Origin of the sequence: Shimia marina, assembly GCF_001458175.1 — a bacterium.
Classification (GTDB): Bacteria; Pseudomonadota; Alphaproteobacteria; order Rhodobacterales; family Rhodobacteraceae; genus Shimia; species Shimia marina.
The window spans coordinates 13805-39029 of the sequence record NZ_CYPW01000002.1 but is presented as its reverse complement, the minus strand read 5'-3'; the positions used below and the strand labels follow the sequence as shown (position 1 = coordinate 39029).

Below are 25225 nucleotides of genomic sequence, written 5' to 3'. Positions count from 1 at the left end.
TCTCCTCAGAGGAACATGGCAATTGGGTTGAGCTGGTCTTCGCGCAGCGGCGCATCCAGACGCCCCATTTTGACCGGCACATCGTATAGCCGCCCCGGTGCATAGCGGGCCCAGAAGTGGCGCAGGCCCGGTGCAAAGACCCGCACCACGGGAAGGCCAATGTCGGCGCGGGTCTGATCAATCACCAGTACTTCATGCCCGGCCTCTTCCACACGCTGGATGGCCGTGCGCAGTGTGTGGGTGATGTCGCCGTCTGGCAAAGGGGCATAATCGGCCAGCTTGCGCGCAGGCCCTTCAGGCACAAGGTAGGGCTGGTTGTCATAGGTGGCGGTTTGCCACCAGTTGAGGCTGTCGGGATCGTCAAAGGCGTAGTGAGTGCGGCCGTCAACACCGACCGAAAGCACCGCCGGCATAAACTGGTTCATCTCGGTGATGGCCCGCATGATGCCCACGCGCGCATCCAGATGGGCGCCAAAGCCCATGACGATGTCTTCTGTCGGGCCGCCGGTGCGGCGATTGATGGCCACAAAAGACGGGATGCCCAGATCGGTTGTTATGTCGAGCACGTGGAACTCACGCTTATGCTGTGCATAAAAGGCGCGGTTTTCGGCGACGAACGCATCATCCAGCCCCGTGAGGTCCACCTCGGGCATGGCGAGGCGATTGTACCACCAGATGGCCACAGAGTCGCGTTCCACCAACTCCATGAGACCTTGCAGGCAGGCGTCTTCATAGCTGGAGCCCGCGGCGGCACCGTTGCTGTCTGCCCAAGAGGTGAAGCGGTTGTCCGGTGCTGGGTAAGAATAGAACAGCATGGAGGTGGGGAGGTATTTCATCCGCTTTTGGGTGATTGACCAGACCGGTGTCCATTCCACGATCTCATCATGGGTTTGATTTTCAGGCACGATCTGAAACTGGCTGCCGCGCGCGTTCCATGCCTCGCGATCGGCGTATTGCTGATCGGAATAAAGCATCAGTTCATTGGGATGCAGCGCGCTGTCACCCAGCATGCCCAGTGATGCCGGAATGCGGATTTCTTCGCCGCGGAACTTGCCGGAATAGCGCTCAAGCGCCTCACAGAGGGCAGAGGTGCGGGCCTGTGTATCGGTGCGGCCCTTGCCAGAAGATACAGAGCGCAGGTTTTGCTTAAGCCCCCAGAGGCCCGCTGGTTTGACCGCAAGATTATTTCCTGCCGAGTAGGTGCGCAGAGGGGTGACACCGTTGTAGGGAGAGGGCGTCAGATCCTTTATGACGCCGGTCAGCGGGCTGACGTGCGCGGCATATCGCGCGTAGGTTTCTGCTGCGGTCATGGTGCGCTCGCCGTTTTCGACGCCCTGCGCGGATTGGCGGACCTCAAAATCCTTGGGTGCGCCACCAATCAGCCCCTTTTGGGGATCGCCGCAACAGGCGCATTGGGGACGGTGCAGCAGGCTGTGTTGTTTGCGTTCCAACGTAAGGGGCATCAATTGGTTGATCACACCTGTAACCTCGGGGTTGGCTCCTGCCACGATGTAACGCATGAGCTGTGTTGTCGCGGTGGCGAGTGCCTGCGCATAAAAGGCATCAGATTGCACAACAGGGCGCGGAGGCGCGCCTTTTATGGCCATACGCCCGGCAAGCATGATTTCAACATCGCGGTTTTCCAGCAGGCGGGTTTCCAGGCATTCCCAGCATCCTGTGGTGCCGGGAATGAACAGCGGTCCGACCAGCGGGGTCAGACCCCATGGGCGCACCAGCAGCCAGGGATCACCCGATGCTGTCAGTTCGGCATTCAGAGCGCGCAGGTTTTCGTCCAGATAGTCTTCGACGATCACCAGTTTGATACGGCCGTTTTCCTGATCAATACTTAGACCAGCAGATTGCGCCCACGCCAGTGCCGTGGCCTGTTCCTGCGCATTTGGTGCCAGAACGGTGACAGGGCATTGCGCAAGCTGGGCGCGGGCAGCCTGACTGTTGATCCCCAAGGAAGACCAGAAGAGCGCCTCATCTGCTGTGGCATCTGGATCGGCCTCGCGAAGGTGACCTGCTTGTGTGAGATAATCCAGCGCCGCATAGACCTCTTCGGCGCTGGCGATGGCACTGAGTAGAGCGACGATGTCATCGCGGCTGTTTTCGCCATTCAGCAGCGGCAAGAGCTGGCTGAGAATATGCCCTTCCAACGCGAAGCTCTCCGCATCGGACAGAAGTACATGGCCTTCGCCATAGACAGCATAGGCTTGATAGTTTTCCTTTAAGATAGGGCGAAACAGCATGGGAGACCTCGTCGAATATTCAAATGGCATTGGCTTGAAATCATAGGGTGCATCGCCCGCGGGACAGGCGGGCGATGCGGGGGCTATGGCGGTATGGGGGACCGCCTGCCAGGAGTGTCAGTCGTCGTAGAATTCACCGCTTAGAGGCTGAGCCATGGAGGCGGCGCAGGCCGAAGCCATACATCCATAGCTGGCGGCCATGCCTTCGAAATCCCAATAGCTGCCATAGTCTTCAAATTCGCCACGCAATGGGGTCATTTGACGGGGACGCAGTGTGGAAAGGGAGGCCTTTGGCATCACAGGTGTGAGGGTTGGGTTGCGCAGGGTTGCGGTTTCCATAACCACGCTGTCACCGGCGCTGCCGTAACATGCGGCGGTGCCAACGGTGCCAGCACATCCGCCGAAGGAACCTGCGCTGCCGATTGTGCCTGCGCTGCCCCAGCATCCGCCCATCATGGGATCCTGTGCTGCTGCGCCATCAGCGACACAACCACAATAGGTGGCAAAGGAGCCCATTGAGGCGCCAGAGAGCCGGGTGGACCGCAGATCCGCCATAGGTGCTTTGGCAAAGCTGCCATGTATGGTGGCCGTGGTCTGTTGCGTCATCTGACAGGGGCTGACGCAGGGCGTCAGCGTAGCGATTTTGCTGCGCTCCAAGGGTTGTAGCTCATTCACAATGCCGGCGGAGCCGTAGGTGCCCACCGTGCCTGCGCTGCCTGCGGTGCCGCCAACAGAGCCCAGACACCCGACTGTGCCAAAGGTGCCGTTGCAGCCACCGGCCATCGGGTCGGCGGAGAGCGGCGCAGGCTGGCTGAGGACGGAACCGACCGTTTTGAGGCTGGCGACCGTGGGTTTGATGGTGGCCTGCGTGAGTTCAGTGGCCGGTTGAGTCAGACGCGGGGGCTGTGTCAAAACCGTTGGTTTGATGGAGGCGATGGTTTGCTGGGTCATGAGTGACGCCATGCAGGGGTCCATCGGTGTCAACTTGGCCTCATCTCCTCCGGCACAGCCGTAACAGCCACCAGTGCCCACTGTCCCGGCACAGCCGCCAAATGTGCCTGCGCTGCCGATTGTGCCTGCGCTGCCCCAGCACCCGCCCATCATGGGATCCGCGTAGCTTGCGCCTGAGAGGCGTGTGGATGAGACCGGAGCCGGTTGGCTCAGGATGGAACCGGTTGTGGGTTTGATCGAGGCCATGGTGGGTTGCGTCTTGATCGAGGCGACCGTGGGCTGCGTTTTGATTGTGGCCACTGTGGGCTGTGTCGGTTGCGTAGGCACGCAGGGTTGGGTTGGCGCGCAAGCTTGGCTCATGACGCAGGCTTCTGTGGGGCGTATTGTTCCGACCGTGGGTTTGCTTGCCTGAGAGAAACTGGTGGCCATGGTGGGGTGGGTCACAAGCGAAGCGGCGGGCCGTTCAGGATCTACCATGCCAGCGCTGCCATAAGAGCCGACAGTGGCAGCAGAGCCTGCGGTGCCTCCCACGGTGCCGAGCGATCCAGCTGTGCCGAATGTGCCGACGCAGCCGCCCATCATGGGGGCATTTGTTGCTGATGTATCCATGTTCACAGTCTCTCCTCCTTCAGAATTGCTTTGGTCAGAATTATCGGTGTCCGGTGTCTCGGCAGGGGGGGCATCCGGCGCAGGTGGGGCGGAGGCAAAACACGCCCAGCTGTAGCCTTGTGTGTAGCCCTGTGGGGGCAGGCCCGAGGCGGCCTGTTCCTGTGCTTTGAGGCTCAAAGCGCCGCTCACCATGCGTTGCGCGTCCGAGAGGGCAGGCACGAGGTCCTGCTCCGGATCGAGGTCAGCAAGCTCCGCCACGCCACATTCGGCAAAGGCAGTGGCCAAATCCGCAAAAGCGCGTTGAGCATAGTCAGGATCCTGCGCGGCGTTTGAAATGATTTTCGCCCAAGTAAGCTGTATCTCCGGAGGGGGCGATGCGGCGGTCGTATTGCGATCGGTGCCGTCGGTGGCGTCCGCAGACTCCTCCGACGGTCCTGAGGCTGGTTTCTTAGCCATCTCAGCTCCTTAAATTTTTAATTTTTGTAACTGCGCTCCCGAAAGAAATTGCGTGGGAGCTGTGCGTTTCAATGTCGTCCAAGATAGGCGAATCACGCGTGGGTCAGAAGTATGAATTGCCCTAGGATTTATCTCTTGGGCGTTCATTTGGGCGATTTCCAGTGTTTCTAAGGTGACCGGTATGTTTGGTTGGGGCTGGGTTATTACTTATAAAAACAGACACTTGAGCGTGGTTTTGTCGTTCTAAGTTCGGCTCGAAATACAAGCGTAAGAAAAAGTTAACGCAAGGTCACTCAGCGTGAGTGGTTCGTGAGTTTTTGGGGAATTCAGCTTTCGTTTGCTGGGAGCTGGTACAAATCAGGGCGCCACGATCGTGACGCCCTGTCTGTCATATGCAGATTTTGTGAGCGGGTTACTTGCTGTTGCGTCCCCGTTTTTTGCGCAGCTGTGCAATCTTTTTGCGCTCCCATTCTGCGCCGTGGCTTTCCAGATGTTCCTGCGCAATCTGGAGTGCGCCGAGCCCCTTGCGGTTGCGAAAGAAGAAATCAACGCCCAAATCGGCCAGTTCTTCCATGTGGCGGATCAAAACAACCGGTTTCAGATCACCATCTTCAGCGATGAGATGCGCGACGGTCTCGCCCAGTCCGGTGCGCCAGTTGATGTCACAGCCCTTGGCGAGCAGGGTTTCAATGCAGGCCATACGGCGGGTTTTGCCCATGGCAGCCACATGTAGCGCGTTGTGATTGTCTTTGTTGCGGGCATCACGGTCTGCGCCGAGATCACAAAGCTCTGCCATGGCCTCTTTCTTTTCCGCTTTGGCGGCAAGATGCAGCGCTGTGTTTCCGTCTGGATCGGTGGCGTTGATTTTTGCCCCCAGTTTCACAAGCGCACGGATGTGGGAGGCGTGTCCGGACATGGCGGCATAATGCAATGGCGTGAGCCCGGCGCTGTCCATTTCATTGACCTCGGCACCCATTTTAACAAGTGTCTTGAAGCTTTGTGCGCCATCGGCCCGGCTGGATGCGGCAGCAAGATGCAGTGGGGTCACGCCTGCGCGGTCTTTGGCTTCGGGGCTGAGCCCCATGTCATAAAGCGCGAGAATGCCGGGCATGTTCTTGGCTTCGCAAGCGGAGTGCATCGCGGTACGGCCGCGATCATCTTCGGCTTCGATTTCAGCGCCGAGCAGGGAGAGGATTTCGAACTTCTTTGCGGCGATGGGAGAGCGTGCCGCGTAGTGGAAAGCCCCTTCACCAATTTCGGAGGTTGCGTTTACATCCACGCCTTCCTCAATCACCTTCTCAAAGATTTCCAGATCGGAGCAACGCGCAGAAGAATGGATCAGGCCTTCGCCAAAACGGTTGAGCGTCTTGGTATTGGCGCCAAGCTGGGAGAGCGTGGCAAAGGATTTCCGCCCCAGAGCCTCCATGGTGGAGTTGATCGGGGTTTCGCCTTGTTTGTTTTCTTTCTCCAGATTGGCTCCGAATTCATGCAATTTCTTGATCACGTCGGTGTGGCCGAATTTGGCCGCGAAATGCATGGGCGTTTCTTCAAAATCATTGACGCAATCCACATTGCCGCCGTTTTCCAGCAGGGTTTGCAGAATCTCCATGCGGCCCCAGCGGGCGGCGTCATGCAGCAAAGAGGCCCCGTAGGTGCGGTGTTTGGCCAGATCGGCCCCCAGTTTTTCCAGAGCGCGGAAGGCGGCTGGATTGTCGGCATTGATGGTGAGGAAGATTGGGGTTTCACCGCGTCCGTTGCGTGCTTCAATATTGGCCCCCATGCCGTGCAGTTTACGCATGGCGACCAGTTGACTTGCGGCAGAGGCAGCGTGCAGAGCCGTGTTGCCTTTATTGTCTTGATCTTCAAGGCTGATGCCCAAGCCAATAAGACGATCAAAGAGGCGGACATCACCCAATGCCGCGGCCTTGTGTAGGATGGTGCCCCCGTCTTTGCGTCGCGTGTCCGCTTTGGCGCCAAGTTTCACGAGATGATCAAACATCTGTCCGCCATCGCGTGACGACACGTAAAACAACGGTGTCTCGCCGCGGCTATCCTGTGTTTCCAGGTTTGCGCCTGCCGCCAAAAGTGCCTCCACCGCATGCATATGTCCTGCCATGACGGCCAGATGCATTGGCGTAGTGGCGCTGTCGCCAGGGGCTTCGATATCTAGGCCAAAAGCTGCGAGTTTGGTGATCGCGTCCACATTGCCAGCACGTGCGGCAACATGCATCGGCGTCAGTTTTTGCGTGTTGGGCAGGGCGAAATTGAAGCCAAAGCCGACCAAACGATCCAGTTTCTGGGCTGGGTTGTCAGCGCGTACAGCGCCCTCAAGCGCTTGAAAGAAAATCTGATGGGTGCGCTCTTCTTTTTGTAAAGCCGCCCGGATCACCATCGCCATGGTCTCAACTGTACCGTAGCGCGCTGCCCATGTGACAGCAGAGGCTTCTGGGGCGATGTTCAGGTCGATGCGCGCGCCATTTTCGAGTAGGAAGTTGAACACATCTGCGCGTTCCAGCGCGGCGGCAAAGAGCAGGGGGCTGGTGCCGTAGGCGCCTTGAAAATTGACGCCGCTGCCGACGCGTGCGGTGTCTTTGATGGCGTCAAAATCGCCTGTGGCCACAGAGATCATCAACTCAGAGATATCCCCGTTTCGCAGAAGTTCTGCCACTGGACCGGTTTCGTCTTCAGAAGAGGTTGTCCTGATCAGGGCAAAAATATCTTCGGCGGTTTCGGCAGATACGCGTTGGTCCAAGGTTCGACTCCATCACTTTAGTGCTCATTCGAGTAAGGAAAAGAAGTTGACGGACTCTGAAAATTATCTCGCTGCACGTGCAAAACCACGACAATTATAAAGATTGAGATTAGCGGCGCTTACATCTTGGCTGCGGCAAAGTGAATCTGCTTGCTTCCTGCATCTGTAACGGAGGCTGCGATGTGTGCGGCAATGTCGATGGCAGTTCCCAAGGCAGGTGCTGCAAAATCTGAATGGGATAAGTCGCTGCTGATGGCTTGTAACCGCCAGTGTGAGCTGGCGTTCTGGGATCGTCGGAACGTCAGGCGCGCGCGGCCAAAGCCGGGAATGGCCGTTGCGATTTGCGCAGATAATCGGGCCAGCGTTGATGGGACCTCTGGCAAACTGTGCAGACCCTGTGCGGTGTGCAGGCCAGCAGCAATTGGCGTTTGGCCCAGCATGATCACATTAAGGTGATCCTCAGAGGTCCAGGCATCGAGCCGCAGTGGGTAACAATTTTCAGGGATGCGCGTGGCAAGCCTTGCAAAGTTTGTATCTGACGACACCTTAACGAAGGTACGCTTGTGCCACTTACGTGACAGATGCAATTGCCCGGTCACAGGCGGCGAATTTTGTAATTGCAGCAGCGCGTTGGCTGAAGGGATGACATGTAATTCCGTCATTGGCAGGCCCGCGCTGCCCAAAACAGTGCGCAGTGACATCTGTCGGGCCGGGCGGAACAGATAGGCGGCGAGGCTGGTTGGGGCCTGTGTGTCCCAAAGGGTCAATTGGTCGTCTTGATGGAAGCCCAGCACGTTGTCGCGCCAAGCAACTGCGGCGGTCCCCTGCGTGTGGTTGTAGGCTTGGGCAATGGCTTCGGTGAGTGTTTCTTCCACCTCAATCGGGGCAGATGGTTCTGCAGGGCAGGTGATGTCTTCGCTTGGAACCACAGCATCAAGAACAGCGGTATTGCGCAGGGTCAAACGCCCCAACAATGTGGGATGTCGACTGGCTTTGAAGTAAAGCTTGAGGGCCTGATCGCGCGTCATATCTCCCAATGGTACCGTGCCATCAGGCAACATGGCGTCAGCCAAATTGAGTGATTTGAGCGCGTCTGTTTCGCTGTTGGATAGACGCCCGGAAACCTGCAGATACCATTGGGCAGTTGTCCACGCCTGTGCGGTTGATTGTGAAGAAAATTTGGCCATCACAGGCTCAAAAAAGTTCACGTAGGCACCGTGCGTGGCATGGCGGAATACGCCGCCAAAAGGACGGTTGTTGGCCTCACAAAACACCGTGCGTGTTGTGCCCACAGGTTGCGTATAATCTTCGGAAAGAACGTCAAATCCCCAGAGGCTTTCAGACCCCAAGATTTTGGTGGCGTCTACGCAGGCCTCTTTGATGGTCGGGTGCAGCAGGTCGGTGACGGTGATCTGATCTGCCCCATCTGAGGTGTTGGGACGCAGGCCAAGTTGCACGAAGTGACCACTGGGCGGCACGCTTTCATATGTGAAGTCCTGTGCGGCGAGCAGATCGTCTGTCAGTCTATTTTGAGGTATCGGATTCTCTGCCCCGATACCGGGCAACGTTGCGCGGTCTGCGTTCTTTGCGGCCACCAGCTGCGCAATGGTATCTGTGCCGTTGCCAATTACATTGGCTGGCAGGCGCAGGTAGGCAACGACGAAATGGTCTCCTGCCAGCAGCATGCGCAAATCCACACCACGGACATAGTCTTCGATAACGACACGGCCATCCGGTGCGGCAGCCTGCGCCTTAGAAAACGCGCTGTTCAGAGCGGGCTGGGTGGTCACGTTTGTGGTGACACCTTCGGAGTTGGAGCCATGACTGGGTTTGAGCACCAGCGGTCCCTTGGCCGTGGAGAGGCGGGCCAAGGCTGTATCGATGTTATCAGCCACATGGCTCTGGGGGGTTGGCAGACCTGCCTGCTGCAAAACGGCCATGGTCAGCGTTTTGTCATTGGCAACCAGCGTGTCCAGATATGAGGCTTTGCTGAGTCGGGTGCTGCTCATGCCAAGGCGGCCCGTGGCGTGTTCCATCAGGTATTGCCGGGGCGCGCCTGCGTCGATGCGACTGATGACGCAGCCCGCATCTGCAGCGGCGGTTTCAAATTGACTGAAGCCCCAATCTTTTGGAATGGACTGCCCCCGATTGTGGGTTTTCAGGTCCGATGGCAGCGCGTCGTAGAGTTTTTGGCACAAGGCGCGATAGGCCGGATCATAGTGAAGATCCGGCGTGGGTTTTGCGAGCGGTGCAGATGCCTGAGGCATGGCCACAGGCGGCTGCGCGTGTTTGCTGTCCAGTATTTTGAACGTGCGAAAGCGGCGTGGGCGGACACTGCGGGGGTTAACGGCCGTCACTTCCGCGCCACGCGGGCCAGACGCGAGCGCAAGAGCAAAGTTCTCTGCCTGTTGGGCGGAGGCTGCGTACATCAATTCGACATGGTTGGAGCTGTTGCGTACCCAGCCTCCAATACCAAGTGCCAGAGCGGTTTTGCGCGCCCAGTTGCGGTATCCCACACCCTGTACCTTGCCTTCCACGGTGCAGTGGAAGGCGAGTGTTGTGTCTGTTGTTTGATCGGCCATCAGATTTCTCCATCTGCAGGCAAAGGTCGCTTGCGCGTTGTCAGCGCGGCGTGGTCTTGTGGGTTTTTCCAATCGCGCGCAGCACGGCATAGATCCCTTCCTGCAGGTGTTGCAGGCGTTCGGCATCCGTAGCAGGCACGTCGGCGACGTCATCGGCTAGATCGCTGAAGTCAAAAAGCTGCGGCAATTCTGGGCAGTAGGTTTGGTGCACATAGGCGTTGTCATCGGCACAGGTTTGCATGATTTCGCGCCGCTCGGAGGGCAGATAACAATCACTGGAGCGTACCGCTCCGCGTGTGTTGTGCCGCGAAATTTCTCGGATCAAGACACGGGTGTTCACATCGGTGGTGCGATTGAGCATGCCGAGAAGATGAGAAACCTCATGTGAGAGGGTCAGATTGGAGGGGGCCTGATCTGGCATGTTGGTCATGTCGGCATCTACGCCAATGTGCTGTGCAAAGTCTTTGACAATGTCGCCCTCAGGAAAGGCACCGCGTTCAAAGGGGCGCACGATCAAGGCCTCTTTGCCAAAGTCGCTGGCAAACCTATCGAGTACTTCACTGTAGCGCACTGCATTGCCACGTTTGGCCCAATAGGCTTGAGGGGTGCCCCGGAAGCGCCCGTTTTTGAGCGCCTGTTTGAACATGGACTCAAGAAATTTGTCCTGACGGCGGAGATAGGCGATCAGCCGCACCCGATGCTTCATCTCAGTTGGAAGGTACTGCGCCAACATCTCGGAGACAGAACTGCGAAAGAACATCTCAGAGGAAATGACATGGGTGTGGTCCGGGTGCGCCTCGATTTCGGCCACGAGGTTGTCCATCAGAGGGGCCACATCACCGTTGCGCTCAACAATTGCAAGGTGATTGTGGGCCGCGCGTTTGCGACCCGCTTTGACATAGTGCACACCATTGGCATGCAATTCTTTATGCTTACCCCAAAGGAAGGCCTGAATGGAGGTGGAGCCGGTTTTTTGCGTGCCGATATGGATAAAAATCGGTTTTTGATCGGTGCTCATGGCGGTCTTTCGTGGCTTGTTGTGCCATTTGGGGCGCAGGTGGTGGCTAACTCTGCTGCAATATGTCGAGGTCTTTCAGATCTTCCCACGGCGGGGATTTCCCAAGCGCTTTCATCACGACATGTTTGGTGTCTGACGTGAAGGGCACTACCGACAGTTCCGGTGCTGCGTTTTGTTGCATGGTGTCGATGGCTTTGCGCGACAGGCGATAGCGCGGACGTAGGCGCATGGAGCCGTGCAGGAGCGTGCGATCATTGAACGGATTGACGTGATAGGCATTGGTGGAGCCATTCAGCAAAGCGCCCAAAGCGTGTGGCTGTACCAATTCGAGGAAGGCAAGGTCATAGGCGCGGCTATGCGCCGCCTTGGGCAGGGTGTTGAGCCAGCGCAGATATCTTGCGCTCCATCGGTTGAGATCTTCTTCTGACCAGCTGTCCTGAATGCGCAGACGGGCGAGGGCGAAGTTGAGATTGAACGGCGCATCCAGCAAGTGACGACCGTATTGCTGCGCACTGAGAATGCCGACGAGATTGCCGCGGATCAGCACCTCATGTTTAGGGGCGAGCGCATTTGCCAGGCCTGCGCGCCGGTCGCGTGTGCCCCCCTCAAAGCCGGTGCGGAGGGCAAATTCATTAAAGCGGCGCATGTTTTTGCGGCGCTCCAATTGCTTTTTGTGCTCTTCGCCAAAGACGTTGATCACCTGATGCGGGACATCAAAGATTTTGCAGATGTTGGCGGCAATCAAACTGTCCACAAGCGTGTTGTGATTGGTGGCGTGGGAAAAGGCTGTGCTGAGGTTGTGTAACTCGCCTTTGCCGTAACTCAGCAACAAGCGGCTGTCATGGCCACCAGAGATGGGCAGGCAGCAGTCAAAATTGCGCAACAGCCCATGCATGATCTGCCGCAGACGCCGCTCCATCCGGGAGATTAGCCCGTTGCGCCGGGCGCGCATAATGTCAAAAGGCGTTTCTGCCAAGGGCCAGACACGGGGGAGCGCGAAGGTTTTCAGATCAAGGTAATGGTTTGGGAAAGCGCGTTCTACGCGTGGATCGCTGGTGTGTTCAAAGGCATAGTAGTTGTGCCCATTGAGAATGGCATCGCGATCAAACAACGGATTGGTCTGCAGATCTCCGAAAGCTGCCAGAGTGGCTGAAGAGGCGATAAGTCCGGCGTCTGCATTATAAACCACGGACTGATCCAGCGCGGCATCAAAGTACATGCGCTGTTTTTCAGGTGTTGCCAGAATGATTGCGAACCGCCCGGCGATGCCATGAATGACATCCTGCGCCTTGTCAAAAAAATCGTCGGCGTTCTGTTGCGCAGGCAGGGGGAGGCTTTGGGTGATTGCGTCGCCTGCGGCCGTGATGCCGATCCCGAGAAACCAGCCAACAAGGTCACCGACGCTGTCGAGGACGGGGGTGACGCGCAGCGAGGGGCAGGCCTGCAATGTCCAGTCGGACACTTTGTAGGCGCGCCAGCTCTCGGATGTTTCAGGAGGCGTTTTGCTCAGGACAAATTGAAATTTGAAGATCTTTGCGAAGTCGTGGCCTTCGCGGGTGCAGATGGTTTGTGCCACCAGAGTGTTTTCGGACATGCGACCCACGAACCCATATGTTTGTTGTTGATTTGGAAATAGTTTTTGCGCTCGACTGTATATTGTTTATGTCAGTTCGAGGCACCAGACAACTCGCGAATTTGGCGAGGTTGGCAAAACTATTCACAAATCTATGGATTGGGATGCACGTTGCGAAAGGTGGTTCGCGTGAGTTGAAGTGGGCGTGAAAGGGACGGAGAAGATGTGCCGCACCCGTAGAAACCTCCGGGTGCGGCAAAGCTTTATGCGAAGTAAACGCCAGCTTCTGCCATCGGCAGCTCTGCGATCAACTGGCTGTCATCGGTGAGTGCCGCAATCGCGTTGGCCAGCGCTGGTGCGGAAGGCGGAGTGCCGGGCTCACCAATGCCGGTGGGGGCTTCGGCCGAGGCGATGATGTGGGTTTCGATCTCCTTGATGTCGGAAATCCGCAGGGGCTCGTAATCCGGGAAGTTGGATTGCTCCACTGCACCGCCATCTAGTGTGATCTGGTCGCGCATGGCGTGGCCGATGCCGTAGCCGATGCCGCCTTCGATCTGCGCGCGCACGGTGTCCGGGTTGACGGCGATGCCGCAATCCACAGCAGCGGTGACTTTCTCAATCACGATGCCGTCGTCGTTGTTGCCCGAAATTTCCACCACTTCTGCCACATAGGAGCCGAAGGATTTGTGCACGGCGATGCCTTGGGTGTGACCGGCGGGGGCGTTACCCCAGCCCGCTTTTTCTGCAGCCAGTTTCAGCACAGCGGCTTTGCGGTCTGCCTCGCCACCGCCGGTCAGATAGGACAGGCGGAAGTCGACCGGATCCTGACCGGCGGCTTTCGCTGCCAGATCCATCATCACTTCCATCACATAAGCCGTATGGGTGTGGCCCACGGAGCGCCACCAAAGAACGCTTGTTGCCTTCTTGGTGTCGGTAAGGCCGAGAGATTGGCCTGGGATCGTGTAAGGGCTGTCGGCGATGCCCTCGACTGTGGAATGGTCGATGCCCTCATGTACAGCCATCGCCTCAAAAGCTGTGCCTTTCATGATCGACTGGCCGGCGACCTGATGATCCCAGCCAATGATTGTGCCGTTTTCATCCAGACCGACCCGCACTTTATGACCCACAGCCGGACGGTAGTAGCCGCTGCGGATGTCGTCTTCGCGGTCCCAGACCAGTTTCACGGGGCGGGAGCGATCGGTCATGATGAAGGCCAGGCCAGCTTCGACCTGGTAGTCGGCATCAGGGGTTGCGCGACGGCCAAAGGAACCACCGGCGAGCATGCTGTTGATCTCGATTTTGTCGGCGGGAAGTTCAAAGATTTGCTGGTAGGCCATATGTGGGCCCGTTGGCATCTGCGCACCGTCATGGAGCACGATTTTGCCCTCAGCGGTCTGCTCGATGGTGCAGTTCAGCGGTTCCATTGGCGCATGGGCCAGAAGCGGGAAGTAGAAAGTTTTTTCCAGCACCGTTGCGGCACCATCGACCGCCGCCTTCACAGCCGCACGATCTGCTTTGTTGACGTTGTAGGTTGGTTCCGCATCCAGCGCCGCCATGATCTCGTCTTTGATCTCCGCAGAGGAGCGGCTTTCAGCGGCGGAATTGTCCCACTCCACCTCAATGGCGTTGCGGGCCTGCATGGCCGCCCAGGTGTTTTCGGCGTAGACTGCCACACCGTGTTTGGTGGGCAGGGCCTGCGCCATGATGAAGCCTTTGACGTCTTTGGCTGCGCTGTCATCAAAGCTCGCCACAACGCCGCCTTTTTGCGGGGTGCGCTTGATCATCACAACCATCTGGTTGTCCAGATGCACGTCCATGGCGAATTGGGCCTGACCGTTGACCTTGATCGGGCTGTCCAGACGGCGGGTCGCGTCATTGCCGATGAGCTTCCACTCAGAAGCGTCGCGCAGGCGTGGCTCCGCTGGCACGTCCATTTCGGCAGCAGCGGCGACAAAATCGCCCATGGAAGCAGAGTTGCCACCACCGGTCACCATGCCATCCACGATGTCCAGAGAGGCGGCATCCACACCCCATTCTTTGGCGGCGGCGGAGATCAGCATCTCGCGCGCAGCCGCACCGGCGTTGCGGTACTGCATCCAGGAGTTGGCCATGGCGGTGGAGCCGCCGGTGCCCTGGAAGGGGCCAAACAGCAGGTTGTTATAGACCTGCGGATCAGACGGCGCGAACTCATAGGTGATCTGATCCATGGTCACGCCAAGCTCTTCGGCGATCAGGGTGGTCAGACCGGTGGCCGGGCCTTGGCCAAATTCGACGTGTTTGATGAGCGCGATTGCACGGCCATCTGCGCCGATTTTCACAAAGGGGTTGAGCGCTGCGTCCGCAGAGCTGGCAGCGGCCATAACGCCTTTGGCATTTGCACCGATATAAAGCGCGGCACCTGCAGCGGCGGCGGATTTCAGAAAGCCGCGACGAGAAAGATGAGCAGTCATTGTCTTATGCCTCCAGAATTTTGGCTGCACGCTGCACACCGGCGCGGATGCGCTGGTAGGTGGCACAGCGGCAGGCGTTGCCATACATGTAATCGTCGATCTCTTCGGCGGTGGGCTTGGCGTTTTCACGCAGAAGGCCCACGGCGTTCATGATCTGGCCGGACTGGCAGTAGCCGCATTGCACAACGTCAAGCTCCAGCCATGCCTGCTGCACAGCTGCGCCGACTTTGTCTTCTTCCATCTTTTCGATGGTGGTGATTTCGGCGTCTTCCACATCTTCGATGTAGGTCTGGCAGGAGCGCACAGGTTCGCCGTTCATATGCACGGTGCAGGCGCCGCAGGAGGCCACGCCGCAGCCAAACTTGGTGCCGGTCAGTTTCAGCTCATCGCGGATCACCCACAGCAGCGGGGTGCCCGGTTCGGCCTCGACCTCATGGGTCTTGCCGTTCAATTTCAGTGAGATTGCCATAGCTATCAGGTCTCCCTCTGGCTCAGTTTTTAGTTGGTCTTCCTTGAACTTTGATTTGGCTCAAAGATCAGGCAGCATGTCGGGCGGCAGAAAGTGTCAGAGATCCCGTCGGTGCCCTGTACGCACAACGGAGGCTCTTCGAGGATACGGCGCGCTGTGGGCAACGGATGTGAAAATCTCCCCTTATCATGCGCTTCCGTTTTGGCTGAACGCGGTAGACCCGGCAGCCATGAGCGATGATTTCTGTTTCCTGTGCACGGCTATTGCCGCCCTGTTGCCTGTTAAAAATAGCACAGAGATGCCTGGGCCCCTTGCCTTTTTCTCCAAATGATCTGCCTATTCCTCCGGGGTGCCGGGATTTGACTATTCTCTTCTTGCCTTGGGGGCCTATATTTCTGGGGCAAAGGAGACGCTGATGATTGCCAAAGATATTGTGCAGAGTGTTTTTGATCTGGTCGCTTCAGAAGACGCTTTGGGCGTTGGCTGTCAGACGGGCGTGGATGGGTTGTTTGCCTTTGCGGATCCTGAGGTGAGTGCGTGCAAAGCAGGGTTTTATGAGCCGGTGATGTGTCTGGTGCTTCAGGGCACCAAAGAGGCACAGATTGGCGGGCGCGTATTGCGGTATTCTGCAGGAGATACACTTTTGGTGAGCCACGCGGTGCATGTGGAGTCCGCTGTGATACAGGCAAGCGCGCAGGCGCCTTATGTGGCACTTGCCCTCAAATTGGATTTGGCGCTGGCGCGGAGCCTCTATGATGAGATCGGCGGTATTGGCGCGCCTGCGAAAGACCTACACTCTATGCGCGTGGAAAAGGGGGACGCTGCGTTGGTCGATGCCGTGATGCGGCTGTATCAACTGTCACAGGATCCTCTGGAGGCACGGGCGTTGGCTCCTTTGGTGATGAAGGAAATTCATTTCAGGCTCTTGCGTGCGCGCCATGGATGTATGCTGCGGCAATTGTTGCGCCATGAAAGTGCCGCGAGCCGGATCTCAAAGACCATTGCTTACATTCGTGCAAATTATACGTCCCAAATCCCCGTGGCCGATTTGGCCGCAGAGTCTGGTATGAGCCTGTCGGCATTTCACGAACATTTTAAGGCGGTGACATCTACCACACCGCTACAGTACCAAAAGGAGCTGCGCCTGATGGAGGCGCGGCGTCTTCTGGCGGCTGGCCAACGTTCGGTGGCGGCCGCCGCCTATGATGTGGGCTATGAAAGCCCGACCCAGTTCAGCCGGGAATACTCGCGTAAGTTTGGGGTGTCTCCAAGCGATCACAAAGCCACGGGCACGCTGCTTGCCATCTAAGAAGAGGCAGGGTCAGGACAGAGTCGCGGCCATTAGCCGGTAGACAATCTGTGCGGCGGTGAAATCCCAGGTTTCATCGCCGTTTGGGGCCAGCTCTACCACATCGATACCAACGCAGCGTCGCCCCTTGAGGGCGTGCTCCACCAGATGCAGCGCCTGATAGTAGCTCAACCCGCCGGGCACTGGCGTGCCCGTGGCGGGCATCTGGCTTGGGTCAAGGCCGTCCACATCAAAGCTCACATAGATCAGCTCCGGGAAATCCTCTGGCAGATCTATCGCGTGGATATTGCCGGTGACCAGCTCTTCGGCATCGACATGAAAGACGGCATTGCGGGCGCGGCTTTCTGCTTCCTGAGTGCAAAGCGCCCGCACACCAAACTGGGCCAACCGCACGCCTTCTTCGGCCAGCAGATGCATGACAGAGGCGTGGGAGTGCTTTTCATCCTGATAGGCAATGCGCAGATCGGCATGGGCGTCAATCTGCACTATTCCGATGGGTTGTCCCAAGGCGCGTGCCACGCCCATCACCGCACCATAGCTGAGGGAATGTTCCCCGCCCAAAGTGACGGGAAGCTTCCCGGCCTTCACGATGGCTTCTGTTTTGCTGGCAAGGTGTTCCATGACATCGGGCAGTGGCCCGTCACAGGGGAGGGCGGGGTGAGTATAAATGCCCTGTGCACAGGGTTCTGTGCCGTTACAGAGCCGCTCCAATTCATTGGAGGCCGCAAGAATGGCCGCAGGGCCTGCGCCCGTGCCAGCACCGTAGGACACGGTGCGTTCCAGCGGCATTGGCAGAATGTGAAAATGCGCCTTTTCGCTGCGCTCACTCTCGGTCAGTTCACTGTCCAGAAAAACGCTCATGACAGGCGCTCCTTAAAATCGGTGTAGTCGAATTGGCGCACCATGGTGAGCGCGTTGGTTTCGCTGTTCCACAGCGCAATGGCGGGCAGGGGCACGCCGTTGAAAGTGTTGGTTTTCACCATGGAGTAATGCGCCTGATCGAGGAAGGCAAAGCGCTGCCCGATCGCAAGTGGTTGCGCCCAAGTGTAATCGCCAATCACGTCGCCCGCGAGGCAGGAGGGGCCGCCGAGGCGATAGCTGTGCCCCGCGCCTGCCTCATCCAGCAGGGCAGGGCGATAGGGGGCTTCGATCACATCTGGCATGTGGCAGGTGGCGGAGATATCGGTGATCGCCAGATCCATGCCGTTACGGGGCAGATCGAGGATTTCGCCAACCAGAATGCCTGCATCCAGCGCCACCGCTTCGCCCGGCTCCAGATAGACCTCCAGATCATAGCTTGTGCGGATGTTTTTGATAAAAGAAATCAGCGCCGCGCGGTCATAATCCGCCCGCGTGATGTGGTGGCCGCCACCGAAGTTGAGCCATTTGAGATTTGCAAGATAGGGGCGCAGTTTGGGCTCTACCGCCGCCCATGTGCGTGCCAGCGGGTCAAAGCCTTGCTCACACAAAGTGTGCATGTGCAGACCATCCACACCTTCGAGAACTTCGGGGGTGAGGTGGCTCACTGGCGTGCCGAGGCGGGAGCAGGGGGCACAGGGATCATATTTGGGGATTTCGCCCTCAGAGTGTTCAGGGTTGATGCGCAGCCCGACGGAGACATTTGCGGCTTGTGCTTTCGCAAGGAAACGGTCTTTCTGGGCGGGGCTGTTGAAAATGATGTGATCAGACAGCGCCAAAATTTCGTCAATGTCGCTGTCTTTGTAGCCGGCACAAAAGGTGGCGACCTCTCCGCCATATTCCTCGCGTCCCAGACGGGCTTCAAACACGCCACTGGCGCAGGTGCCGCCGAGGTATCGGCGCACCAGAGGGGCCAGGGAGAACATGGAGAAGGCTTTCAGAGCCGACAGGATATGGGCCCCCGACTGATCCGAAACGGATTTGAGTATGCGCAGGTTTTGTTCAATGGCGGCGGCGTCCACCACAAAACAGGGAGAGGGTACGCGGCTGAGATCAAAATGGCGAAAGGCACCGGCGTCTCCCGCTTGAGTTTGCATCATGTCAGACATTGGAGGCTCCGAAAGAGGAGAGCCGGGGGCACCGCCCCCGGACCCCCGGGATATTTTTGGCCAAATGAAGGCCGTAGAGTTAGAAGCTGACGGGACCTTCGAGTTCATGCACCTGCCAAGGCAGGCCGTGGTCATTGAGCATGTCCATGAAATTATCGGGATCCAGTTGCTCCATATTCCAGACGCCGGGTTTCACCCAATTGCCTTTCAGAACCTGCGCCGCACCGATCATGGCAGGCACGCCGGTGGTGTAGGATACGGCCTGTGAGCCGACCTCGGCAAAGCACTCCTCATGGTCGCAGATGTTGTAGATGTAGTAGGTTTTCTCACCGGAGCCATCTTTGGCCTGACCTGTGGCGATGTCGCCGATGCAGGCTTTGCCCTTAGTCTGTTCCCCCAGATCGCCGGGATCGGGCAGCAGGGTTTTCAGGAATTGGATCGGGATGATTTCCTGACCGTTGTGCATCACCGGATCAATGCGGGTCATGCCGACGTTTTCCAGCACTTTGGCGTGCATGATATAGGCATCGCCGAAGGTCATCCAGAAACGGGCGCGTTCAATTTCCGGGAAGTGGGTGGAGAGGCTTTCCAGCTCCTCATGATACATGAGGTACATGTTTTTGGGGCCAATGCCGGGGAAGTCGAATTCGACTTTATGGGTCATGGCGGGTGTGGTTTGCCAGTCGCCGCTTTCCCAGTGGCGGGCTTCTTGCAAGACTTCGCGCAGGTTGATTTCCGGGTTGAAGTTGGTGGCAAAGGCCTGATCGTTGGAGCCGCCATTGGCGTCCAGCACATCGATCTGACGGATGGTGTCGAGCTTGTGCTTCTTCAGCCATGTGGCAAAGACAGATGTTACGCCCGGATCAAAGCCGGAGCCGAGAATGGCGGTCAGGCCGGCTTCTTTGAATTTGTCCTGATAGGCCCACTGCCAGTGGTATTCAAACTTCGCCTCATCCTCGGGCTCATAGTTTGCCGTATCGAGATAGTGGCACCCTGCCTCAAGGCAGGCGTCCATCAGTTTCAGATCCTGATATGGCAGCGCGAGGTTCACAAGAATTTCCGCGCCGGTCTCTTTGATCAGCGCCACGGTGGCGGCCACATCCATGGCATCCAGCTGCGCGGTCTTGATCTCTACGCCGACGCGTTCCTTGACGCTGGCAGCGATGGCATCACATTTGGATTTGGTGCGGCTGGCCAGTGTGATCTCCGTGAAGATCTCGGCATTCATGGCCATTTTGTGGACCGCCGCGTGGCTGACGCCGCCCGCTCCGACTACAAGTGTCTTTCCCATGATCGTCTCCTGACTGAAGAGGGTTATTCGAAGTAAGTATAGCCATTCATCGAGTCGCGGTAAGCGCCGATGAGGGTTTTGCGTGCACTGCTGGCGAGGTGGCCCTGTGAGATCGCCTCATCCACCATTTTGCGGAAGGCGGCGAGGCAGTCGGCTGGGTCATATTCCACATAAGACAGCACTTCGGCGATGGTGTCGCCTTCCTGTTCATGCAGGAGGTCAAACCCGCCATCCGCGCGCAGCTCAATGGTCACCACATTGGTGTCGCCAAAGAGGTTGTGCAGATCGCCCAGTGTTTCCTGATAGGCGCCGACAAAAAACACCCCGAGATAATAGGGCTGATTTTCTGGCAGCGAATGCACCGGCAGAGAGGGGGCAATTTCGCCGTCCAGAATGAACTGATCAAGTTTGCCATCGCTGTCACAGGTGATGTCGGAGAGAACCGCGCGGCGATCAGGCACCTGATCAAGCATTTGCAGGGGTACAATCGGGTGCAGCTGATCAATGGCCCAGACATCTGGCAAGGATTGAAACACAGAGAAATTGCAGTGGTAGACATCGGCAATTTTCTGCAGCTCTTTGTCGAGATCACCATTGGCCTCTGCGCTGCGAGCGATGTCTTTGATGCGGGCCATCAGATTGAGATAGATGCGTTCAGCCCGCGCCATCTGGCGCAGGTCGACATGGCCGCGACGGAACAGGGCCCGCAGTTCATCACGATAAAATCGCGCGTCGTTCCAGCATTCCTGCACGCGATCAGCAACCAAATAGCCGGAAACGGCAGCCAGATCTGAGACCAGATGGTGATCCTCTGGCTGAACGTCTGGGGCATCTGGTGCGTCATAGAGCGTGCTTTCCAAGACATCAAAGATCAGCATGGAAGAGGTGGCCGAGACCGCGCGGCCGCTTTCTGTCACCAGTACCGGATGGGCCACTTTGGCTTCATCCATGGCGTACGCCACGGTTTCCACCACAGCGGTGGCATATTCGGCGATAGAGTAGTTGATGGAGTTTTCCGAGGCGCGTTTTTCGCCGGTGTAGTCCACGCCAAGACCGCCCCCCAGATCCAGATGGGTGAGAGGCACGCCCTGTGCGGTGAGTTCTGTAAAATAGCGGCAGGCCTCAGTTGCGGCGCGGCGCACGTCGTTCACGTCAGGCACCTGACTGCCCAGATGGGAGTGCTGGAGTTTCAGACAATGCACCAGCCCCGCGTCGCGCAGCCGGTCGACCACGCGGATCAGCTGATCGGTGTTCATGCCAAAGGCAGAACGGTCCCCAGAGCTGCTTTGCCATTTACCGCTGATTTGGTTGGTGAGTTTGACGCGTACGCCCAGCAGGGGTTCCATCTCCAATTCGCGGGCCACATCGATGACGATTTCGGCCTCTTTGGGACTTTCCAGCACGATCACAGTGTTGAAGCCAATCCGGCGCGACAGGATGGCAAGGCGGATGAACTCAGCATCTTTGACACCGTTGCAGACGATCAGCGCGTCTTTGGCCAGACGATGCGCCAGAGCAATCACCAGTTCGGGTTTGGAGCCTGCTTCCAGCCCATAGTCGTACTGACGACCATATTCGACGATGCGGTCCACCACCTGTGCCTGCTGGTTCACTTTGATCGGGAACACGCCGCGGTAGGGGGCCTGATATCCGGTGCTGGCAATGGCGCGTGCAAAGCTTTCATTCAGCGTCCGGATTTCGGCTTCCAGAAAGCTCTTGATGCGCAGGACCATCGGGCTTGCAATGCCGCGTTGTTGCAGATCTTGCAGGATCGTGGGCAGGCTGAAGGGCGCGGTGTCAGGATGCGCTGGATCGCAGAGCGCAACGTCACCGTTTGGCAGCGTGGTCACCAGACCTTTGCCCCAGCGGTCAATGCCGTACACGGATGCGGAGATAGACTGTTCTTGTGTCACCGGAACAAGCCTCATGCGAGATTTAAGATGTCAAAAAAGGGAAGAGAGCGTGCGACCCGCTGTCAGGCGGGTTCAATCTGTCCTGCTTTTCGGAAATGAAGCCATTTCATCCGCGCACACTCCATTGCGGCTTCCTCAAGGGAAGAGTGGGGGCGTCATAGAAAGGGTGAAAAATTCTGTCAATTAAAAATATGCCGTGCGGGAGAGGAAAGAGCAGGTAGTGCTGGTGCGGAGGGCGCGATGGAAAACGCGGCTATTCGCGTTAAGCGGTTTTTAACACTTGCCCATTTGCAATGCCAGGCTGCGTAAAAAAAGGGCAGGTCAGGCGCCGATCCTGTCAAGGCGTCGACAAAATGAGCAAGGTCATAGACCTTCTGAGTGCCGTCTCAAAACTGAGGGCATGAGCAATGACACTATTTTTGACGAAATGCTTGGTCACGATCAGACGGTGCGTGGCCCTTATCAACAATTTGATCAATGGATCGCGGACGAAGATCCCAAACGATTGCGAGCGAAGCAACGTGAGGCAGAAGAGCTTTTCCGTCTCACAGGCATCACCTTCAATGTCTATGGGCGCGCGGAAGCGGAAGAGCGGCTTATTCCCTTTGACATCATTCCTCGCATTATTTCGGGCGCAGAGTGGGTGCGGCTGAGCCGAGGAATTGAGCAGCGTGTGCGCGCCATCAATGCTTTTCTGCATGACATTTATCATGGGCAGGAAATCATAAAGGCTGGCCGCATTCCGCAGGAGATGATCGCTAAGAACAGTGCATTTGAGCCCTGTATGATTGGGCTGACGCCACCGGGTAACATTTACACGCATATCGTTGGCATCGATCTGGTGCGGACCGGGCCGGATCAATTCTATGTGCTGGAAGACAATGCGCGGACGCCGTCGGGGGTGAGCTATATGTTGGAAAACCGCGAAACCATGTTGCAGATGTTTCCGGAGCTGTTTTCCAAGAACCGGGTGCAGCCTGTGCAGCAATACCCGGCACAACTGCTGCGGTCTTTGCAGGCCTGCGCGCCCAGCGGGTTGGGGCGCAAACCAACCGTTGGGGTTCTGACACCGGGAATTTTTAATTCGGCCTATTTTGAGCATGCTTTTCTCGCAGATGAAATGGGGGTCGAGCTGGTTGAGGGCCACGATCTGCGCGTCGTGGATGGCCGGGTCGCGATGCGCACCACCCAAGGGTATCAGCCAATTGATGTGCTCTATCGGCGGGTGGATGATGAGTTTCTTGACCCGCTCAACTTCAATCCTGAAAGCCAGCTGGGTGTGCCGGGGATCATGGACGTGTACCGCGCGGGGCGGATCACCATTGCCAACGCACCGGGCACAGGTATTGCTGATGATAAGGCGATCTATAGCTATATGCCCGAAATCGTTGAGTTCTATACCGGAGAGCGCCCGCTGCTTGAAAATGTGCCGACCTGGCGCTGTGCGGAGCCTGACAGCTTGGCCTATGTGCTCGATAACTTGGAAGAGCTGGTGGTCAAAGAGGTGCACGGCTCTGGTGGGTACGGGATGCTGATTGGCCCCACGGCCACCAAGCGTGAGATTGCTGCGTTCCGTAAGAAACTCAAGGCGCGCCCAGGCAACTACATTGCACAACCGACTTTGAGCCTGTCGACAGTACCGATTTTTGCGCGCTCTGGTCTGGCACCCCGCCATGTGGATTTACGCCCCTTCGTTCTGGTCAGTCCGGATGGGGTGCAAATCACACCGGGGGGCTTAACCCGTGTGGCGCTGAAGAAAGGTTCGCTTGTGGTGAATTCATCGCAGGGCGGCGGCACCAAAGACACTTGGGTTTTGGAGGCGTGATGCTGGGGAAAACGGCAAATGGCCTCTACTGGATGTATCGCTATCTGGAACGGGCTGAGAATGCAGCACGTCTGATTGAGACCGGGCAGAGGATCGCTTTGACGCGGTTGGGCAGTTCTGACGAAGAGTGGCGGTCGATCCTGCAAACCGGCGGGATGGCTGAAGGGTATGATGCGGCGCACGAGCGATTGACCAAAGATGCAGCAATCAACTGGATGTTGCGTGATAAGGACAACCCGGCTTCTGTGATGTCCGACATTTCGGCCGCGCGACAGAATGCGCGTATGGTGCGGGCTGCGCTGACAGAAGAGGTCTGGGAGGCGCTCAACGGTGTTTATATGCGGGCGCAGTCTCTGACACAGCGCAAGGTCAGTGAGCGTGATCTTCCCGCGACTTTGGGGGCAATCCGTCAAGGCACGGCTCTGGTGCGCGGAGCAACCCATGGTACGATGATGCGCAACGACATTTATGATTTTGCGCGCATCGGCACCTTTCTGGAACGGGCGGACAACACGGCGCGTATTCTTGATGTGAAATATTACGTGCTGCTGCCATCACTGAGTGCTGTGGGCTCTACCGTGGACAATGTGCAGTGGGAGACAATCCTGTCGGCGGTTTCCGGGCGGGGCGGGTTTCGCATGGAATACGGCCCAATTGCCGATCCGCGTGATATTTCTCAGTTTTTGATACTGGACAAGCGTATGCCGCGCAGCCTTGCGTTTTGTACCCGGAAACTGCGTGACAATCTGGGATATCTGGCCTCGTCTTATGGGAGCCGGATGCCATCTATGGCCAAGGTTGGGCATTTGGAGCGTACCTATCTGTCACATGATATTGATGCTGTCTTTGACTTTGGTCTGCATGAGTTCATTCAGAAGGTGCTCATGCTGCTGGCTGATCTGGGGCAGCAGATCGAACATGACTATCGGTTCTATGAGTAAGACATGCGCCTGAAAATTCGTCATTCCACCCGCTATCACTTTGATGCGCCTGTGGCCTATGGTCTTCAGCAATTGCGCAAAACGCCCAAGACGGGACATCAGCAATGGGTGCTGAACTGGTCTACAAAGATCGAAGGTGGCCAGAAAGAAGTGCAGTTTGAAGATCACCATCACAATATTGTCGAATTGCTGAGCTTTCACCGTGAGGCCACCGAACTGGTCGTGACCAGTGAAGGGGATGTGGAACTTTCAGAAAATCACGGTGTTGTCGGGCGTCATTCGGGGCTTGCGCCGCTTTGGCTCTACCTGCGCCAATCCACGCGCACGCAGCCGGGCGCGGGCGTTAAGGCTTTGATCCGGGAGGTGACTGGCACCGGGGAGCTTGACCGGCTGCATGGGCTTATGGGGGCGGTGCATCAGGCTGTGAAATATGAGGTCGGCGCTTCCGATCCCGGCTGGGCCGCGGAGGATGCGCTGTCGCATGGGGCCGGGGTTTGTCAGGATCATGCGCATGTGTTTCTGTCGGCGGCGCGCCATATGGGGCTGCCCGCCCGATATGTCTCTGGGTATCTGATGTTGGATGATCGCACAGAGCAGGATGCCATGCATGCTTGGGCGGAGGTGCATGTGGAGGGATTGGGCTGGGTTGGTTTTGACCCTGCCAATGGCATTTCGCCTGATACGCGGTATGTGCGCGTGGCCACGGGGCTGGACTATGAAGGGGCTGCACCTGTAACTGGGACACGGATTGGTGGCGCAGGCGAAGCGCTGGCTGTCCAGATCGAAGTGGCACAGCAGTAAGGGACT

Annotated in this window: 16 protein-coding genes; 4 read left to right on the top strand and 12 right to left on the bottom strand. The window is 57.6% G+C overall.

Features of this window, described 5'->3' with window-relative positions:
- Window positions 1-5 precede the first annotated feature (5 nt).
- From SHM7688_RS01065 to SHM7688_RS01030, 8 genes are all read right to left on the bottom strand, one after another.
- Window positions 6-2252 carry a TOMM precursor leader peptide-binding protein gene (locus tag SHM7688_RS01065; protein WP_058238182.1) on the bottom strand — a complete coding sequence of 749 codons (2247 nt, stop codon included), beginning with the start codon at window positions 2250-2252 and terminating at the stop codon, window positions 6-8.
- Window positions 2253-2369: 117 nt separating this feature from the next.
- On the bottom strand, window positions 2370-4268 hold the full coding sequence (locus tag SHM7688_RS01060) for a thiocillin family RiPP (RefSeq protein ID WP_058238181.1): 1899 nt from the start codon (window positions 4266-4268) through the stop codon (window positions 2370-2372).
- A gap of 412 nt (window positions 4269-4680) precedes the next feature.
- Window positions 4681-7020, bottom strand: coding sequence for an ankyrin repeat domain-containing protein (locus SHM7688_RS01055; protein ID WP_058238180.1), 2340 nt, complete (start codon window positions 7018-7020; stop codon window positions 4681-4683).
- Window positions 7021-7139: 119 nt separating this feature from the next.
- Entirely contained in the window at window positions 7140-9602 is a 2463-nt protein-coding gene (locus SHM7688_RS01050) for an acylphosphatase (RefSeq protein ID WP_058238179.1), read from the bottom strand.
- Between the two features lie 40 nt (window positions 9603-9642).
- The gene (locus SHM7688_RS01045) at window positions 9643-10620 is read right to left on the bottom strand and encodes a hypothetical protein (RefSeq protein ID WP_058238178.1); all 978 of its coding nucleotides are present in this window, start codon (window positions 10618-10620) and stop codon (window positions 9643-9645) included.
- A 46-nt stretch (window positions 10621-10666) separates the two neighbouring features.
- On the bottom strand, window positions 10667-12214 hold the full coding sequence (locus tag SHM7688_RS01040) for a hypothetical protein (protein WP_058238177.1): 1548 nt from the start codon (window positions 12212-12214) through the stop codon (window positions 10667-10669).
- A 242-nt stretch (window positions 12215-12456) separates the two neighbouring features.
- Entirely contained in the window at window positions 12457-14643 is a 2187-nt protein-coding gene (locus SHM7688_RS01035) for a xanthine dehydrogenase family protein molybdopterin-binding subunit (RefSeq protein WP_058238176.1), read from the bottom strand.
- Window positions 14644-14647: 4 nt separating this feature from the next.
- Window positions 14648-15112 (bottom strand): (2Fe-2S)-binding protein, encoded by a 465-nt coding sequence (locus tag SHM7688_RS01030; protein WP_058238175.1) that lies wholly within the window; start codon window positions 15110-15112, stop codon window positions 14648-14650.
- A 415-nt stretch (window positions 15113-15527) separates the two neighbouring features.
- On the opposite strand from SHM7688_RS01030, the gene SHM7688_RS01025 reads away from it, so the two are divergent.
- Complete coding sequence (locus SHM7688_RS01025; RefSeq protein WP_058238174.1) at window positions 15528-16421, top strand: AraC family transcriptional regulator; 894 nt, start codon at window positions 15528-15530, stop codon at window positions 16419-16421.
- 12 nt (window positions 16422-16433) lie between these two features.
- Here SHM7688_RS01025 and speB read toward each other — a convergent pair whose 3' ends face one another.
- The 4 genes from speB to speA form a co-directional block, all read right to left on the bottom strand.
- Entirely contained in the window at window positions 16434-17282 is an 849-nt protein-coding gene (gene speB, locus SHM7688_RS01020; RefSeq protein ID WP_058238173.1) for an agmatinase, read from the bottom strand.
- Window positions 17279-18448 (bottom strand): carboxynorspermidine decarboxylase, encoded by a 1170-nt coding sequence (nspC, locus tag SHM7688_RS01015; protein ID WP_058238172.1) that lies wholly within the window; start codon window positions 18446-18448, stop codon window positions 17279-17281. Before nspC ends, speB begins: the two co-directional genes overlap by 4 nt.
- Window positions 18449-18527: 79 nt before the next feature.
- A complete protein-coding gene (locus SHM7688_RS01010; protein WP_058238171.1) occupies window positions 18528-19739 on the bottom strand; it encodes a saccharopine dehydrogenase family protein in 1212 nt (403 codons plus the stop codon).
- Between the two features lie 23 nt (window positions 19740-19762).
- Complete coding sequence (gene speA / locus SHM7688_RS01005; RefSeq protein WP_223229283.1) at window positions 19763-21652, bottom strand: biosynthetic arginine decarboxylase; 1890 nt, start codon at window positions 21650-21652, stop codon at window positions 19763-19765.
- Window positions 21653-22052: 400 nt separating this feature from the next.
- Between speA and SHM7688_RS01000 the strand changes: the two genes are divergently transcribed.
- Genes SHM7688_RS01000 through SHM7688_RS00990 form a run of 3 tightly spaced genes read left to right on the top strand, consistent with a single transcriptional unit; the run spans window position 22053 to window position 25219 of the window.
- Complete coding sequence (locus tag SHM7688_RS01000) at window positions 22053-23477, top strand: circularly permuted type 2 ATP-grasp protein (protein ID WP_058238169.1); 1425 nt, start codon at window positions 22053-22055, stop codon at window positions 23475-23477.
- On the top strand, window positions 23477-24418 hold the full coding sequence (locus SHM7688_RS00995; protein WP_058238168.1) for an alpha-E domain-containing protein: 942 nt from the start codon (window positions 23477-23479) through the stop codon (window positions 24416-24418). Before SHM7688_RS01000 ends, SHM7688_RS00995 begins: the two co-directional genes overlap by 1 nt.
- Window positions 24419-24421: 3 nt before the next feature.
- Entirely contained in the window at window positions 24422-25219 is a 798-nt protein-coding gene (locus SHM7688_RS00990; protein ID WP_058238167.1) for a transglutaminase family protein, read from the top strand.
- The last annotated feature ends 6 nt before the right edge of the window (window positions 25220-25225 follow it).